This is a genomic window from Pseudomonas sp. NFACC39-1 (genome assembly GCF_900110355.1).
Taxonomy (GTDB): Bacteria; Pseudomonadota; Gammaproteobacteria; order Pseudomonadales; family Pseudomonadaceae; genus Aquipseudomonas; species Aquipseudomonas tehranensis.
Window position 1 is genome coordinate 776,941 of sequence record NZ_FODL01000001.1, and the last position, 16,702, is coordinate 793,642.

Annotated in this window: 14 protein-coding genes; 10 read left to right on the top strand and 4 right to left on the bottom strand. The window is 61.4% G+C overall.

Going from position 1 to position 16,702, the window contains the following annotated elements:
* Positions 1-2,385, bottom strand: coding sequence for a hybrid sensor histidine kinase/response regulator (locus BMY45_RS03445; RefSeq protein ID WP_092394543.1), 2,385 nt, complete (start codon positions 2,383-2,385; stop codon positions 1-3).
* 435 nt (positions 2,386-2,820) lie between these two features.
* Between BMY45_RS03445 and BMY45_RS03450 the strand changes: the two genes are divergently transcribed.
* The 4 genes from BMY45_RS03450 (at position 2,821) to BMY45_RS03465 (ending at position 6,343) form a co-directional block, all read left to right on the top strand.
* Positions 2,821-3,618 carry a hydroxymethylpyrimidine/phosphomethylpyrimidine kinase gene (locus BMY45_RS03450; protein ID WP_076383510.1) on the top strand — a complete coding sequence of 266 codons (798 nt, stop codon included), beginning with the start codon at positions 2,821-2,823 and terminating at the stop codon, positions 3,616-3,618.
* Between the two features lie 16 nt (positions 3,619-3,634).
* Positions 3,635-4,261: a thiamine phosphate synthase gene (gene thiE / locus BMY45_RS03455; protein ID WP_092394546.1), complete on the top strand. Its 627-nt coding sequence runs from the start codon at positions 3,635-3,637 to the stop codon at positions 4,259-4,261.
* 24 nt (positions 4,262-4,285) lie between these two features.
* Positions 4,286-5,569, top strand: coding sequence for a glutamate-1-semialdehyde 2,1-aminomutase (hemL, locus tag BMY45_RS03460; RefSeq protein WP_092394549.1), 1,284 nt, complete (start codon positions 4,286-4,288; stop codon positions 5,567-5,569).
* A gap of 219 nt (positions 5,570-5,788) precedes the next feature.
* Positions 5,789-6,343, top strand: a complete 555-nt coding sequence (locus tag BMY45_RS03465) for a tetratricopeptide repeat protein (RefSeq protein ID WP_092394551.1) — start codon at positions 5,789-5,791, stop codon at positions 6,341-6,343.
* Positions 6,344-6,484: 141 nt separating this feature from the next.
* Here the strand turns inward: BMY45_RS03465 and BMY45_RS03470 are convergent, their stop codons facing one another.
* Positions 6,485-6,814 carry a DUF1820 family protein gene (locus BMY45_RS03470; RefSeq protein WP_016773045.1) on the bottom strand — a complete coding sequence of 110 codons (330 nt, stop codon included), beginning with the start codon at positions 6,812-6,814 and terminating at the stop codon, positions 6,485-6,487.
* Positions 6,815-6,947: 133 nt separating this feature from the next.
* Here BMY45_RS03470 and miaB point away from each other — a divergent pair, with 133 nt between their 5' ends.
* From miaB to lnt, 5 genes are all read left to right on the top strand, one after another.
* Positions 6,948-8,276 (top strand): tRNA (N6-isopentenyl adenosine(37)-C2)-methylthiotransferase MiaB, encoded by a 1,329-nt coding sequence (gene miaB, locus BMY45_RS03475; protein ID WP_177193294.1) that lies wholly within the window; start codon positions 6,948-6,950, stop codon positions 8,274-8,276.
* A 217-nt stretch (positions 8,277-8,493) separates the two neighbouring features.
* Complete coding sequence (locus BMY45_RS03480; protein ID WP_092394557.1) at positions 8,494-9,504, top strand: PhoH family protein; 1,011 nt, start codon at positions 8,494-8,496, stop codon at positions 9,502-9,504.
* On the top strand, positions 9,497-9,955 hold the full coding sequence (gene ybeY / locus BMY45_RS03485; RefSeq protein WP_047229507.1) for an rRNA maturation RNase YbeY: 459 nt from the start codon (positions 9,497-9,499) through the stop codon (positions 9,953-9,955). The genes BMY45_RS03480 and ybeY overlap by 8 nt, the downstream gene beginning before the upstream one ends.
* Before the next feature lie 40 nt (positions 9,956-9,995).
* Complete coding sequence (locus tag BMY45_RS03490; protein ID WP_025215634.1) at positions 9,996-10,835, top strand: HlyC/CorC family transporter; 840 nt, start codon at positions 9,996-9,998, stop codon at positions 10,833-10,835.
* A 27-nt stretch (positions 10,836-10,862) separates the two neighbouring features.
* Positions 10,863-12,386 (top strand): apolipoprotein N-acyltransferase, encoded by a 1,524-nt coding sequence (gene lnt / locus BMY45_RS03495; RefSeq protein ID WP_092394560.1) that lies wholly within the window; start codon positions 10,863-10,865, stop codon positions 12,384-12,386.
* Between the two features lie 156 nt (positions 12,387-12,542).
* Here lnt and BMY45_RS03500 read toward each other — a convergent pair whose 3' ends face one another.
* Positions 12,543-13,304, bottom strand: a complete 762-nt coding sequence (locus BMY45_RS03500; protein ID WP_092394563.1) for a YdcF family protein — start codon at positions 13,302-13,304, stop codon at positions 12,543-12,545.
* Positions 13,305-13,407: 103 nt separating this feature from the next.
* Positions 13,408-13,728 carry a hypothetical protein gene (locus BMY45_RS03505; protein WP_092394566.1) on the bottom strand — a complete coding sequence of 107 codons (321 nt, stop codon included), beginning with the start codon at positions 13,726-13,728 and terminating at the stop codon, positions 13,408-13,410.
* 293 nt (positions 13,729-14,021) lie between these two features.
* On the opposite strand from BMY45_RS03505, the gene leuS reads away from it, so the two are divergent.
* On the top strand, positions 14,022-16,628 hold the full coding sequence (gene leuS, locus BMY45_RS03510) for a leucine--tRNA ligase (RefSeq protein ID WP_092394569.1): 2,607 nt from the start codon (positions 14,022-14,024) through the stop codon (positions 16,626-16,628).
* Positions 16,629-16,702: the final 74 nt, after the last annotated feature.

Below are 16,702 nucleotides of genomic sequence, written 5' to 3' on the forward strand. Positions count from 1 at the left end.
CTAAATATCGGCGCTTTCACCCTGTCTTGGACAAAGCACCCGTCGTTGCAGAATCGTGCGCAACACCTCGAATTTCACCGGTTTGCTCAGGTAATCGGTCAACGCGCCCGACGTGCAGCGCTCGTGATTCGGATGGGGACTGACCACAAACACCGGCAGATCCTCGCAGCCGGCGAGCGTACGGATCTGACAGCAGACCGACACCCCGTCCAGCGGTGGCGACTGGCAATCGAGCAGCACCGCGTCAACACTCTCGCCCTGCAGCATATCCAGTGCCGCGCGGCCGCTGTCGGCGGTACGCACCCGGTAACCGAGCTTGAGCAACATGCCGCGCATCACCAGCAGATCAATGCTGTTGTCGTCAGCCAGCAACACCGTGCAATCCTGGGGCAACCGCGCGCTTTCTCGCGGACTGAACGAGAATGGCGTCGGCGCCTCCACGGGCAAGGCCACTTCCACCTCGACATCCAACTGGAATCGGCTACCGCGACCGGGTTCGGAGGTGTGGGTCAAGCGTCCGCCCAGCAACTCCACCAGCTGTCGACAGATCGCCAGACCCACACCCAGGCCGCCGTATTCCCGGGTCATGGAACCGTCAAGCTGGAAGAAGCGCTGGTACAAGGTCGCCTCTCCAAGGTCCGTGAAACCGATACCGGTGTCGATCACGGCAAAGGACAGCACCAGCCGATCGAGCCCCGACGGCCTGCCACTGACCCGCAGCGCCAAGCCCCCTGTGCGGGTGAACTTGACGGCGTTGTCCAGCAGGCATTCCAGGCATTGGGCCAGTTTGCCACTGTCACCGATCAGCCGGTCCGTCAGGCCGGGGGCCACGTCGACCTTGAAATCCAGGCTCTTGACCGCCGCATTGGCCCCGAACTGCACCTGCAAGGCGTCGACCATCGCGCGCAGGCTGAACGGCGCCGGGTAGGCCTTGAGCTTGCCGGCCTGCAACTCGGTAAGGGTGAGGATGCCGTTGACCATACGCATCATGTCCCGCGCAGAACCAGCGGCGGTCTGTTGATACTGGGTCAGCTCCTCGTTCATTTCGACGGTTTCCATCAACTCCAGAGAACCGATCACGCCGTTCATCGGCGTGCGCAGTTCATGGGTCAAGGTGGCGAGGAATTCATCCTTGAGTTTGTTGCTGTGGGCCAATTGCTGGTTGAGCACTTCAAGTTTCTGCCCGGCATCGAACAGGGTCTGGGCCTGCTGCTCGCGCATGGCATTGATACGGTCGGCCAGGGCCAGGGACAACAGCGCCACTTCGATGGCCGAGCCGATCTGGCTGGCGTACATGGTCAGGAATACGTTCGGCAGATAACCGAGCACCATCATCGTGTTGACCACACCCCCCAGCAGAAACGCCGACCAGGCGATGATGAAATAACGCGCCACCCGCAGGCCACGCCACCAGGCGAACAGCCCAGCGGCGAAAATCACCACGGTAAACACCAGCGCCAATGCCGTCGCCAGGCGCAAGGCCAGAGCGTAACTGGTCATCAGCGACAGGCCCACTACTACTGCGCTGTAGACGATCAGCGCCAGCAGCAGCCGGTCAAGCCAACGACTGTGTTGCGCGGTTTGCAGGAAACTGCGCGCAAACTGGCTGCCGAACAGGCCCGCACAACCGATGAAAAAGGGTGTTGCGGCATTGGCCCACCAGGGGTTGTCCGGCCAGAAATACTCCACGGCCGCTCCGTTGACCGACAACTGATACAAGCCGAACGAGGCGATATAAACGATGTAATAAAGGTAACTGGTGTCTCGCACGCTCAGGTAAATGAACAGGTTGTAGACCAGCATCCCCAGCAGTACGCCATAGATGATGCCCAATACGTACAAGCGCACGGGTTGTTGCTCGAGATAGGCCGTGCTCGACCACAACGTCAGCGGCGCCTGGATCGAACCCTGGCTTTGCAGGCGCAGGTACACGGACTGGCGTTGTCCGGGTTTGAAGTCCAGGCTGAACAGGTAGTTGTTCTGGCGAATTTCACGGCTGGCGAACGGCAAGGCATCGCCGGTCTGGCGAACCAGGCGATACGCCCCGGCGCTATCAGGCAGATACAAGTCCAGATGGTCCAGCGGCGGATAGGCCAGTTCCAACAACCAGGTGCGCTGGGCGTCCGGATTGCCGGGGCGGTAGTGCAGATCTATTTTCAGCCAGAATGCCGAGCGCGAATAACCCGCGTTCAGCGTCGCTTTGTCATGGGGCTTGAAGTGCCCCGCCGCGGCCTCTGCCAGGACATCATCGATGGTGGCCGTGCCGTTGGTGTCTTCGAATACCTGCAGGGCATGGCCCAAGGGCAGGCTTTGGGTGAATTCATCGAACTCGAGGGCGCTTGCCAAAGCGGGCAAGCACAGCAGCAACATCAGCAAATAGCGCATTTAAGCCCCAGCGTGGCCTGTCCGGTTGAATCAGGAAGCCCCCCATTCCCTGAGTAGACGTAAAACCGGCATTACCTGTTATTGGTTGGATCCATTTCTAGCATAGCCGTTGATGGCCAATTTGCACCATTGAAATTTTTCCTACAGAGGGCTCTAGAACGGGCGTTCCAGCGCGAAGCATTGAGATAGAGCTGTTGCTTTGGTCAGCGTGCAATACAGCCCTGGAGTCAGGCTCGGTTGTGGCGAGGGGATTTATCCCCGCTGGGCTGCGCAGCAGCCCCAGTAACTGTCGGCTCGGTATATCAGACAGTTTGAATGGGGGCGCTTCGCACCCCAGCGGGGATAAATCCCCTCGCCACAAATAAATCCTGCCTGTAGATAGTCCCGTCACTACAGGCGCGCCCGACAAGGGGTTTGGTGGTAAGCTCGCGCACCATGAATATCTACAGCTCTCGCCCCGTTGTCCTCTGTCTCTCCGGCCACGATCCCAGTGGTGGCGCCGGTTTGCAGGCAGATATCGAAGCCCTGCTCGCCCAGGGTTGTCATGCCGCCCCGGCCGTTACCGCGCTGACCGTGCAGGACACGGTTAACGTGAGCGATTTCCGCGTGCTCGATCGGGAGTGGGTGCTGGCGCAAGCCAATGCCGTGCTCAACGATTCGCAGGTAGCGGCGGTCAAGCTGGGGATGCTCGGCTCACTGGAAATGGTCGACACGGTGGTCGAACTGCTGCAGGCGCACCCGCATTTGCCCATGGTCTGCGACCCGGTGCTGCGTGCCGGTGGCGGCGGACGCCTGGGCAAGGATGAAGTCGGCTACGCCATGCGCGAACGCCTGTTGCCCCTGGCAATCATTGCCACCCCCAACCTGCCGGAAGCACGCATCCTCGCCGAACTGCCCGAGGGCAGCGCCGATGAGTGCGCCGAAAAACTGCTGCCCTTCGTCAAGCACCTGTTGATCACCGGTGGTCACGGCGACGAACATGAAGTCCACAATCGCCTGTACAGCCGTGACGGTCGCCGCGAAACCTTCACCTGCCAGCGCTTGCCCGGCAGCTACCACGGTTCCGGCTGCACCCTGGCCAGCGCCCTGGCCGGACGGTTGGCCCAGGGCGAACACCTAGCCAGCGCGGTCAAGACAGCACTGGATTACACTTGGCGCACCCTGCGCGATGCCGAACAATTGGGCAAAGGCCAGTTCGTTCCGCGGCGCCTGCCGCTGGATTTCTGCTCGTAGCTCCGGAGGCTGTGGAATGAAACTACGTGGCCTTTACGCCATCACCGATAGCCAACTGCTGGCCGGCAAATTCCTCGCCTATGTAGAAGCGGCGCTGGAAGGTGGCGTCACCCTGCTGCAATACCGTGATAAAAGCAGCGACGAAGCCCGCCGTCTGCGCGAAGCCGAAGCGCTGCGCAATCTGTGCGAGCGCTACAAGACCCGGTTGATCATCAACGACGACGCCGAGCTGGCCGCGCGCCTGGGCGTCGGCGTTCACCTGGGCCAGACCGATGGCCCACTGGCGCCGGTGCGGGCGCTGCTGGGGCGCGATGCAATCATCGGCGCCACCTGTCATTCCAGCCTGGAGCTGGCCGAACAGGCGGCCAGCGAAGGCGCCAGCTATGTCGCGTTCGGACGCTTCTTCAACTCCAACACCAAGCCCGGCGCACCCAGCGCAAACCTTGAACTGCTCGACCAGGCCAGGCTCAAACTGCATATACCGGTGTGCGCCATCGGCGGCATCACCCTGGACAACGCCCCCGCGCTGGTGGCTCACGGTGTCGACCTGCTGGCCGTGGTCCATGGCCTGTTCGGCGCTGACAGCCCCCTGGAAGTGACGCGTCGCGCCCGTGCCTTCAACGATCTGTTGCAGATCAAATAATTTTTCGATTTCGAGAGCCCAACCATGTCCCGTTCCGAAACCCTGTTTGCCAACGCCCAGAAACATATCCCCGGCGGCGTGAACTCCCCCGTTCGTGCGTTCAAGAGCGTGGGCGGCACCCCGTTGTTCTTCAAGCATGCCGAAGGCGCGTACGTGACGGACGAGGATGACAAGCGTTATGTGGACTACGTCGGTTCGTGGGGACCGATGATCCTCGGCCACAGCCATCCGGACGTGCTGGAAGCAGTGCGCAACCAGTTGCAGCATGGCCTGTCCTACGGTGCCCCGACCGCCATGGAAACCGAGATGGCCGACCTGGTCTGCTCGATCGTGCCGTCGATGGAAATGGTGCGCATGGTCAGCTCCGGCACCGAAGCGACCATGAGTGCGATTCGCCTGGCGCGGGGCTTCACCGGTCGCGACAGCATCATCAAGTTCGAAGGCTGCTACCACGGCCACTCCGACAGCCTGCTGGTCAAGGCCGGTTCCGGCGCACTGACCCAAGGCGTACCGAGTTCGGCCGGCGTACCGGCGGCGTTTGCCAAGCACACCCTGACCCTGCCATTCAACGACCTCGAAGAGGTCGAGAAGATGCTCGGCGAAGTCGGCCAGGAAGTGGCCTGCATCATCGTCGAGCCTGTGGCCGGCAACATGAACTGCGTACCGCCGGCGCCGGGTTTCCTCGAAGGCCTGCGCAGCCTGTGCGACCAGCACGGCGTGGTACTGATTTTCGACGAAGTGATGACCGGCTTCCGCGTGGCCCTCGGCGGCGCCCAGGCCCATTACGGCGTGACACCGGACCTGAGCACCTTCGGCAAGATCATCGGCGGCGGCATGCCGGTCGGTTGCTTCGGTGGCAAGCGTGCCATCATGGAATGCATCGCGCCGCTGGGTCCGGTCTACCAGGCCGGTACGTTGTCAGGCAATCCGCTGGCCATGGCCGCCGGCCTGACCACCCTGCGTCTGATCAGCCGCCCCGGCTTTCACGCCGAGCTGACCGACTACACCACCCGTCTGCTCGACGGTTTGCAGATTCGTGCCGACGCGGCGGGCATTCCGTTCGTGACCACCCAGGCCGGTGGCATGTTCGGCCTGTACTTCAGCGGCGCCGATGACATCGTGACCTTCGAAGAGGTGATGGCCAGCGACGCTGACCGCTTCAAGCGCTTCTTCCACCTGATGCTCGAGGGTGGCGTGTACCTGGCACCGAGCGCGTTCGAAGCCGGCTTTACCTCCATCGCCCATGGCGAGGCCGAGCTGAAAATCACCCTCGACGCCGCTGAGCGGGCCTTCGCCGCGTTGAAGTAAGCCTGTGGATAACTGACGCCGGCTGACGCTGGCGTCAGTGATTGACGACAACCTCTTACCTCTTTTCCTACGTATTACCCCTCGAAGCTGTCGATAGCGCTCCCTCGCAGCAGAAAAAACGAGTAAAGACTTTGTAAGGATGGCCCTGCTTATTTCATAATGCGCGCTTATTGGATCCCCCGGAGGGTCCGCGTGCCCCTCAGAGGTAAGTCGATTCCCATGAACCGCACCGGCCGCACCCTTGCCCTGGGCTGCCTGTTGCTCCTTCAGCCGCTGCTGGTGAACGCACAAGCAGGCGGCAACTCGTTGTTGATCCCGGCGATGGGCCGTTGCACGCTCAACACCCAGCCACAAGATCTCGCACCGGCACTCGACGCCTGTCAAAAAGCGGCGGACGCGGGCGATGCGCAAGCGCAATACGAGTTGGGCGAGTTCTACTACGCCGGTAAGGCTGCGCCGCGCGACCTCAAGCTGGCCCTCAGCTACTTCGAGAAAGCCTCACTGCAAGGCCATGCCCAGGCGCAATACAAGCTGGGCGGCATGTTCTTCCATGGCGAAGGCGTGCCGGCCAACAACGTGCAGGCCTACATTGTCTTGAAGATGGCAGCGGTCAATGGCGCCGAAGAAGCCCTGGACACCGCCGACGAAGTCGCCGAACAGATGCCTCGCGACGAGCTGGAAGTCGCGACCCAGGTGCTGGGGCAGATCTTCCGCAAATACCTGATGGAATTGCAGAACGCCGACGGGCGCACGCCCTTCTCGCCACTGCCCTGATCATTGCGGTGGCCTTACCGGCCCCTTCGCGAGCAAGCCCGCTCCCACATGGGGTCTTCAGTGTTCACAAATAATGTGTTCACAGGAGATCCACTGTGGGAGCGGGCTTGCTCGCGAATGAAGGCAACTCGGTCTTGATTCTTACTTCTCAGGCATCGGCATCGGAAACGGCATGACATTACCGACCGCGCCGCGGGCTTCGCTGATTTTCGGGGTGCCCAGGCGCTCGACCTCGTCGATACGCACGATCGAATGCATCGGCACAAAACTGCGCACCACGCCTTCGAACTGCGCCTTGAGCTTTTCCTCGCTCGGATCGACGACCATTTGCGTGCGCTCGCCAAAGACGAATTCTTCGACTTCCAGGAAGCCCCACAGATCACTTTGATAGATCTGCTTGGCGTACATTTCGAACACCTGGCCCTGGTTGAGGAAAATCACCTTGTAGATTGGAGCTTCACGTTTGGTCATGGCTGGCGAAACACATCGGCGGGTAAAAATGAGGGCGCGAACTATAGCATAGCCACTGCTCGCACAGCGGTAGGAACCGGCTGACTTGTTCCCTATAATGCGCGGTTCTTTGAATCACGTGATGACTCCGTCCATGGCCAAGAAGCTTTACATCGAAACCCACGGTTGCCAGATGAACGAGTACGACAGCTCGCGCATGGTCGATCTGCTGGGTGAACACCAGGCCCTGGAAGTCACCGCCCGCGCCGAAGACGCCGACGTGATCCTGCTCAACACCTGTTCCATCCGCGAGCGCGCCCAGGACCGGGTGTACTCCCAGCTGGGCCGCTGGCGTGAACTGAAACTGGCCAACCCGGAAATGGTCATCGCCGTGGGCGGTTGCGTGGCCAGCCAGGAAGGCGCCGCCATTCGTGACCGCGCGCCCTACGTCGATGTGGTCTTCGGCCCGCAGACCCTGCACCGCCTGCCGGAGATGATCGACGCCGCGCGCATCACCAAACTGCCGCAAGTGGACGTTTCGTTCCCGGAAATCGAAAAATTCGACCACCTGCCCGAACCCCGCATCGACGGCCCGAGCGCCTATGTGTCGGTGATGGAAGGTTGCAGCAAGTACTGCACGTTCTGCGTGGTGCCCTATACCCGCGGTGAAGAAGTCAGCCGGCCGTTCGACGACGTCATCGCCGAGATCATCCACCTGGCGGAAAACGGCGTGCGCGAAGTCACGCTGCTGGGGCAGAACGTCAACGGTTATCGCGGCCTGACCCATGACGGGCGCCTGGCGGACCTCGCCGAGCTGATCCGCGTGGTGGCGGCCGTGGAGGGCATCGACCGTATCCGCTACACCACGTCGCACCCGCTGGAGTTCTCCGACAGCCTGATCCAGGCCCACGCCGAAGTGCCTGAGCTGGTCAAGCATCTGCACCTGCCGGTGCAATCGGGCTCCGACCGGATCCTGGCAGCCATGAAGCGCAACCACACGGCGCTGGAGTACAAATCCAAGCTGCGCAAACTGCGGGCGGCAGTGCCAGGGATCTGCATCAGTTCGGACTTTATCGTCGGCTTCCCCGGCGAAACCGAGAAAGATTTCCAGCAGACCATGAAGTTGATAGAAGACGTGGGCTTCGATTTTTCCTATTCGTTCGTCTACAGCCAGCGCCCCGGCACCCCGGCGGCCGATCTGGCGGACGAGACCCCCGAAGAAGTGAAAAAAGAACGGCTCAACGCCTTGCAACATCGCTTGAACCAGCAAGGTTTCGAGATCAGCCGACAAATGGTCGGCTCCGTCCAGCGGATTCTGGTGACCGATTACTCGAAAAAAGACCCGGGCGAATTGCAAGGGCGGACCGAAAACAACCGCATCGTCAACTTCCGCTGCGACACCCCGGCCCTGATCGGCCAGTTCGCCGACGTACACATCGACGCCGCGCAACCGCACTCCCTGCGCGGCTCGCTGATTCAGTAGCAACGCGAATCCTTGTGGGAGCGGGCTTGCTCGCGAAGGCGACATACCAGGCGACACCTGTACTGGATGCAAGACCGCTTTCGCGAGCAAGCCCGCTCCCACAAAAGACCGCGCCGGTCGCTGGAATCAGATTCGCCTGTTTAAGAGCTTTCGCACCCAGCCTACTGGCGTTATCCTTGATTTCATCTTAATTGCCCCAGGGCGGCTAAAAACGACCTTGAACGCACCCATCGAACCACATCGTTTCATTCTCGAGCCCTTTGAGGCTCGCCGCTTCGCCAATCTGTGCGGGCAATTCGACGAGCATCTGCGCTTGATCGAACAGCGCCTGGCCATCGAGATCCGCAACCGCGGAAACCAGTTCGAACTGATCGGCGAACCCAAGCACACCACCTCCGCGGAAAACCTGCTGCGCCGCCTCTATCGGGAAACCAAGGGAAGCGAGTTGTCGCCGGACACCGTTCACCTGTTCCTGCAGGAGTCAGCCCTCGAAGAACTCGAGAACCATGCTCCGTCGGAACCTGCCGTGGCCCTGCGCACGAAAAAAGGCATGATTCGCCCTCGCGGCTTGAATCAGCAGCGCTACGTGAAGGAAATCCTGGGCAACGACATCAACTTCGGCATCGGTCCGGCCGGTACCGGCAAGACCTACCTGGCCGTGGCCTGCGCCGTCGATGCGCTGGAACGCGAACAGGTGCGCCGCATCCTGCTGGTGCGCCCGGCGGTTGAAGCGGGGGAAAAACTCGGATTCCTGCCCGGCGATCTGGCTCAGAAAATCGACCCGTACCTGCGTCCGCTCTACGACGCGCTGTACGAAATGCTCGGTTTCGAATACGTCGCCAAGCTGATCGAACGCCAAGTCATCGAGGTTGCGCCGCTGGCCTACATGCGTGGCCGTACGCTGAACAACAGCTTCATCATCCTCGACGAAAGCCAGAACACCACGGTCGAGCAGATGAAAATGTTCCTGACCCGGATCGGCTTCGGCTCCACTGCGGTGATCACCGGGGACATCACCCAGGTCGACCTGCCCCGTGGCACCAAGTCCGGGCTGAACCATGTGATCCAGGTGCTCAAGGACGTGCCGGGCATCAGTTTCACGCATTTCATGCCCAAGGACGTCGTGCGCCATCCATTGGTGCAACGCATCGTCGAAGCCTACGAGCGCTTCGAGAACCTTCAGGATGAGCGGGCGACCGCTGACAAGGGCAATCGCCACGATGCTTGAACTTGACCTGCAACTGGCCAGCGAACGCCCCGCTCCCAGCGAGGCTCAGTTGCGCCAATGGTGCGAGCTGGCCCTGCGCCAGCGCAGCGCCGACTCGGAACTGACCATCCGCCTGGTCGACGAGCCCGAAGGCCGTGAGCTAAACCACACCTGGCGGCAGAAAGACTATGCCACCAATGTGTTGTCGTTCCCCGCCGACGTGCCCGACGAACTGCTCGACATTCCGCTGCTGGGCGATCTGGTGATCTGCATCCCGGTGGTGGAGCGCGAAGCTGCCGAACAAGGCAAGACCGCTGAGGCCCACTGGGCCCATCTGGTGATTCACGGCTGCTTGCATCTATTGGGTTACGACCATATAGAAGATGACGAAGCCGAGGAAATGGAGTCGCTGGAACGAACGTTGCTTGCAGAGCTGGGTCACCCCGACCCCTACGCCGGCGACGAACACTGATACATCAACCTGTAACGACAAAGGATTCAGAGTAATCGCTATGAGCGAAGATCGATCGAGCAACGGGCAGAAGTCATGGCTGGGCAAGCTCACCCAGGCTTTTGCCCATGAGCCGAAAAACCGCCAGGAGCTGCTGGAGCTGCTGCGCGATGCACACCAGAACAAACTGCTGGACAGCGAAGCGCTGGCCATCGTCGAAGGCGCCATCCAGGTCGCTGACCTGCAAGTGCGGGACATCATGGTCCCCCGTTCGCAGATGGTCAGCATCAAGGCGACCCAGACACCTCGCGAATTCCTGCCCGCCGTGGTCGATTCCGCTCACTCGCGCTACCCGGTCGTCGGCGAGAGCCATGACGACGTCATGGGCGTGCTGCTGGCCAAGGATCTGCTGCCGCTGATCCTTCAGGAGAACGGCGACAGTTTCAACATCAAGGACTTGCTGCGCCCGGCCACCTTCGTGCCCGAGTCCAAGCGCCTGAACGTGCTGCTGCGTGAATTCCGCGCCAATCACAACCACATGGCCATCGTCATCGACGAATACGGCGGCGTGGCCGGGCTGGTCACCATCGAAGACGTGCTTGAGCAGATCGTCGGCGACATCGAAGACGAGCACGACGTCGAGGAAGACAGCTACATCAAGCCGCTGCCCAGCGGCGACTTCCTGATCAAGGCGCTGACGCCGATCGAGAACTTCAACGAATTCTTCGACAGTCAGTTCTCCGACGATGAGTTCGACACCGTCGGCGGCTTGGTGATGAGTGCTTTCGGGCACCTGCCCAAGCGCAATGAAACCACGGAAATCGGCTCCTGGCGCTTTCGCATCCTGAACGCCGACAGCCGTCGGATCCACTTGCTGCGCCTGTCACCCATTGCCCGATAAACCCTGCGAGACCCGCTAAGGACACACATGCGCTGGATAACCCGCCCCGGCTGGCCCGGTAACCTGCTGGCCATGGCGGCTGGCGCGATCACCACCCTGGCCTTGGCGCCGTTCGACATCTGGCCGCTGGCACTGCTGGCGGTCGGGCTGTTCTATGCGGGCCTGCGCGAGCTTTCGCCGCGTCAAGCCATCGGCCGTGGCTGGTGTTTCGGTTTCGGCCTGTTTGGCGCCGGCACCAGCTGGATCTACGTCAGCATTCACAACTTCGGCGGCGCCTCGGTGCTGCTCGCCGGTTTCTTGATGCTGCTGTTCATCGCCGCCATTGCCTGGTTTTTCGCCCTGCCCGCCTGGCTCTGGGCCCGGTGGTTGCGGCGTAACGAAGCCCCGCTGGCCGACGCCTTGGCCTTCGCCGCCCTGTGGCTGGGCCAGGAAGCCTTTCGCGGCTGGTTCCTCACCGGCTTCCCGTGGCTGTATTCCGGTTACAGCCAACTTGACGGCCCGTTGGCCGGCCTCGCGCCGCTGGGCGGGATGTGGCTGATGTCCTTCACCCTGGCCCTGACCGCCGCGCTGCTGTACAACGCGCCACGGTTGATCCGCACCGGGCGCAAAAGCTTTATCGCAGCGGGCGTGATCCTGCTGATCGGCCCATGGGTCGCCGGCATGGCACTCAAAGGCCATGCCTGGACCAGCCCTTCGGGTGATCCGCTGAGCGTCGCGGCGATTCAGGGCAACATCGAACAAAGCATGAAGTGGGACCCGGACCAGCTCAACGCGCAACTGGCGTTGTACCGCGACATGAGTTTCGCCTCCAAACGGGTCGACCTGTTGATCTGGCCGGAAACAGCCGTGCCGGTGCTCAAGGAATCCGCCCAGGGCTACCTGGACATGATGGGCACCTTCGCCGCCGAGCGAAATTCGGCGCTGATTACCGGCGTGCCGATTCGCCAGGTGGTGCATCAACAGAAGCGTTATTTCAACGGCATCACCGTGACCGGCGAAGGTGACGGCACTTACCTGAAGCAAAAACTCGTGCCATTTGGTGAATACGTGCCGTTGCAGGACATTCTGCGTGGTTTGATCGCGTTCTTCGACCTGCCCATGTCGGATTTCGCCCGTGGCCCGGCCGACCAGCCGTTGCTGCAAGCCAAGGGATACCAGATCGCGCCGTTCATTTGTTATGAAGTGGTCTATCCGGAGTTCGCCGCCGGCCTCTCGGCGCGCAGCGACCTGCTGCTGACCATCAGTAACGACACCTGGTTCGGCACCTCGATCGGCCCATTGCAACACCTGCAAATGGCCCAGATGCGGGCGCTGGAAGCCGGTCGCTGGATGATTCGCTCCACCAACAACGGTGTCACTGGCCTGATCAACCCCTTCGGCCAGATCACCGCACAGATCCCGCAATTCGAGCGTGGCATCCTGTACGGCGAAGTGGTGCCGATGCACGGGCTGACGCCATACCTGCAATGGCGCTCGTGGCCGCTGATCATTTTGTGCGTGTTGCTGCTGGGCTGGGCGTTGATGGCGGGACGGATGGCCAAGACGGTTTGACACCCGGCGTGTGACACCCGGTAGGAGCTGCCGAAGGCTGCGATCTTTTGATCTTCGCTCGCGACTCAATTGTCTGGGGCAAGATCGCAGCCTCGTTGCACTCGACAGCTCCTACGGACGCATTCCAGCGGGATAATTTCCTCGCAGCAACAGCGCTCAACGATAGAACAACCTATACCCCAGCTGCCCCACCGCCTCGTTCATCAACTGCCCCGATTGCCAGATCGACTTGAACTCCGGCATCCAGCCGCCCAGCGGGCGGGCATTGTCCTGCCCCAGAAAGCCCACCGGTGCAGGAATCACTTCAAACCCCGAGCGCTCGAAACTCCACACTGCCCGCGGCATGTGCGACGCATGGGTCACCACCACGATCCGTCTGATGCCCTGCGGCAACAACATCTCGGCGCTCATCCGGGCGTTTTCCCAGGTCGTGCGACTGCGCCCTTCCTGCCAGCGCACGGTGACACCAAAATCATCGAGCATCGAATCGGCCATCAATTTCGCTTCACTCGGTGGGGAGCCATAATGCAAGCCGCCGCTGGTCAGCACCGGCAATCCCGATGCCTTGGCCAGTCGCGCCGCATACCGCTGGCGCTCCAGACCGATGCCGGTGGGTTGGTCGGTGCCCCAGGCCAGGTCACCGCGATCACGACCAGAACCGAGTACCACGATGGCATCGGCACGTTGCGCCAATGTCACCCATTCGCTGCGAGGCAGCGGCGGCTCGCGCTCCAATGCCTTGGCGCTCCATTGCACCACCACAGGCAAGCTCATCAGCCAGAAACCGCCCACCCCAGCAATGAAACACAGGCGAGCCAGGCGCGGCCGAGAGTTGCGCCACCACCAGGCAAGTAGCAACAGCAGCAAAAGAATGCCGGGCGGCAATAAAAGTTGTTTGATGAAATAGCGAAACGGCATCGGGCATCTCCATAGATGCCCGAAGCCTAGGTGGGTTGACGCAAAGCGACAACAGATTCGAAACAACCTTGAATCAAAAAAAACGACACGCGTGAATCCGGCTTTACTTGAACTGCAGCGACCGGACTTTTACAGCATCCCTGGTGGGCGTCCGATCCTTGAGCCATACAACCTTGGCCGAACGGGGTGTATCGAGGCGCTTGAGTAGCTGGGCCCCACTTGTGGGGGCTTGATGCCCGACCTGCTCAAGGTAAGCCTTGACCAGTTCGAACTCTGCGGGCGTCAAGCCACGCAGTTCCAGCTCTGCCGGGCGTTCATCGCGCAAGCGACCGGCGGTTCTTGCAGCGTCCAGGGCCATCCCGAGACGATCGATCAGTTTTTCGTACAACTCAGGTGTAGTTACTTTTCGTTGTGATTCAACCATCCCTCACCTCATTGAAGATAAGACTCACTCCCCATTGAGAAGCTTAGCTTCGCTGGGCAAACCGGCAGGGCGCCGCGACCAACGGCCCTGAACAGCCGCCGTCACCGGGTATCGACAATGCCCCGGCACGCAATCAGGGTTTCCCTCGGCAGAGCACGGTCATGTATGCTACGGCGCTTCCTGTAACTCCACTTCCAGCTCGGCTGGGCATCGAAAACGCCGCATCAGGCGTCGTCTGCGTCCAGCATGGCAACGAAGAGGATTGGGCCACCCCATTCAGTACAAAAGTAGCCATGCACGAACACTATCAGCCCCGTGAAATCGAAGCCGCCGCCCAGTCGTTCTGGGACGAGCAAAAGTCCTTTGAAGTCAGTGAACAGCCAGGCAAGGAGACTTACTACTGCCTGTCGATGTTCCCTTACCCCAGCGGCAAGCTACACATGGGGCATGTGCGCAACTACACCATCGGCGATGTGATCTCCCGCTACCAGCGCATGCAAGGCAAGAATGTCCTGCAACCCATGGGTTGGGACGCTTTCGGCATGCCGGCGGAAAACGCCGCGATGAAGAACAACGTGGCCCCCGCCAAGTGGACCTACGAAAACATCGCCTACATGAAGACCCAGCTGCGCAGCCTGGGCCTGGCGGTGGACTGGTCCCGCGAGGTCACCACCTGCAAGCCTGATTACTACCGCTGGGAACAATGGCTGTTCACCCGCCTGTTCGAAAAAGGCGTGATCTACCGCAAGAACGGCACCGTGAACTGGGACCCGGTGGACCAGACCGTCCTGGCCAACGAGCAGGTGATCGACGGTCGCGGCTGGCGCTCCGGCGCGCTGATCGAAAAGCGCGAAATCCCGATGTACTACTTCAAGATCACCGCCTACGCGGATGAACTGCTGGAGAGTCTCGACGAGCTGACCGGCTGGCCTGAACAGGTCAAGACCATGCAGCGCAATTGGATCGGCAAGTCCCGGGGCATGGAAGTGCAGTTCCCCTACGACGTCGCCTCCATTGGCGAAGCGGGCAACCTGAAGGTCTTCACCACCCGTCCGGATACCCTGATGGGCGCCACTTATGTAGCCGTGGCCGCCGAGCATCCGCTGGCGACCCTGGCAGCCCGCAACAACCCCGAGCTGCAGGCGTTCATCGCCGAATGCAAAGGTGGCAGCGTCGCTGAAGCCGATGTCGCCACTCAAGAGAAGAAAGGCCTGCCGACCTCGCTGTTCGTCGAGCATCCGCTCACCGGCGAAAAACTCCCGGTGTGGGTCGCCAACTATGTGCTGATGCACTACGGCGACGGCGCCGTCATGGCTGTTCCGGCCCACGATGAGCGCGATTTCGAGTTCGCCCACAAGTACAACCTGCCGATCAAGGCCGTGGTGCGTACCAGCGCCGGCGACCAGACCCCAGCGCCATGGCAGGACGCTTATGGCGAACACGGCGAACTGATCAACTCCGGCGAGTTCGACGGCCTGGACTTCCCCGGCGCGTTCGACGCCATCGAAGTGGCCCTGATCAAGAAGAACCTCGGTGCTTCCCGCACCCAGTTCCGCCTGCGCGACTGGGGCATCAGCCGCCAGCGCTACTGGGGCTGCCCGATTCCGATCGTGCATTGCGATACTTGCGGTGACGTTCCGGTGCCGGAAGATCAACTGCCCGTGGTCCTGCCCGAAGACGTGGTACCCGACGGCGCCGGCTCGCCCCTGGCACGCATGCCCGAGTTCTACGAATGCAGCTGCCCGAAATGCGGCGCACCGGCCCGGCGTGAAACCGACACCATGGACACGTTCGTCGAGTCCTCGTGGTACTACGCCCGCTACGCCTCGCCGCACTATGAAGGCGGCCTGGTGGAAAAATCCGCAGCTGACCACTGGTTGCCGGTGGATCAGTATATCGGCGGCATCGAACACGCCATTCTCCACCTGCTCTACGCGCGCTTCTTCCACAAGCTGATGCGTGACGAAGGCCTGGTGAGCTCCAACGAGCCGTTCAAGAACCTGCTGACCCAAGGCATGGTGATCGCCGAGACGTACTATCGTCGCGAAGCCAACGGTGCCTACACCTGGTACAACCCGGCCGACGTCGAACTCGAACGCGACAGCAAAGCCAAGGTCATCAGCGCCAAACTGATCGCAGACGGCCTGCCGGTGGAAATCGGCGGCACCGAGAAGATGGCCAAGTCGAAGAACAACGGCGTTGACCCGCAGTCGATGATCGACCAGTTCGGCGCCGACACCTGCCGCCTGTTCATGATGTTCGCCTCGCCACCCGACATGAGCGCGGAATGGTCCGACTCCGGCGTCGAGGGTTCGCACCGCTTCCTCAAGCGCGTCTGGCGCCTGGCTCAAGCCCACGTCACTCAGGGCCTGCCGGGCAAACTGGACGTCGCCGGCCTGAACGACGAGCAGAAAGCCGTTCGCCGTTCGATCCACCTGGCCATCAAGCAGGCCAGCCATGACGTCGGCCAGAACCACAAATTCAACACCGCCATCGCCCAGGTGATGACGCTGATGAATGTCCTGGAAAAGGCCGCGCAAGGCACCGAACAGGATCGCGCACTGATTCACGAAGGTCTGGAAGCCGTGACGCTGCTGCTGGCTCCGATCACGCCGCACATCAGCCACGAGCTGTGGAATCGCCTGGGCCACGCTGACCCGGTGATTGACGCCGGCTGGCCGGTGGTGGACGAAACCGCGCTGGTGCAGGACAGCCTGACCCTGGTCATCCAGGTCAACGGCAAGCTGCGTGGCCAGATCGAAATGCCGGCCGCCGCCACTCGCGAAGAAATCGAAGCCGCCGCACGGGCCAATGAAAACGTGTTGCGCTTCGTCGATGGCCTGACGATCCGCAAAGTGATCGTCGTGCCCGGCAAACTGGTCAACATCGTCGCAAGCTAATTGGATCGGGCGCCGGCTTGGGCCGGGCGCCGAATATAACCTGCGGGGCCGCACTGTCGAGCCATAGGGTTTCA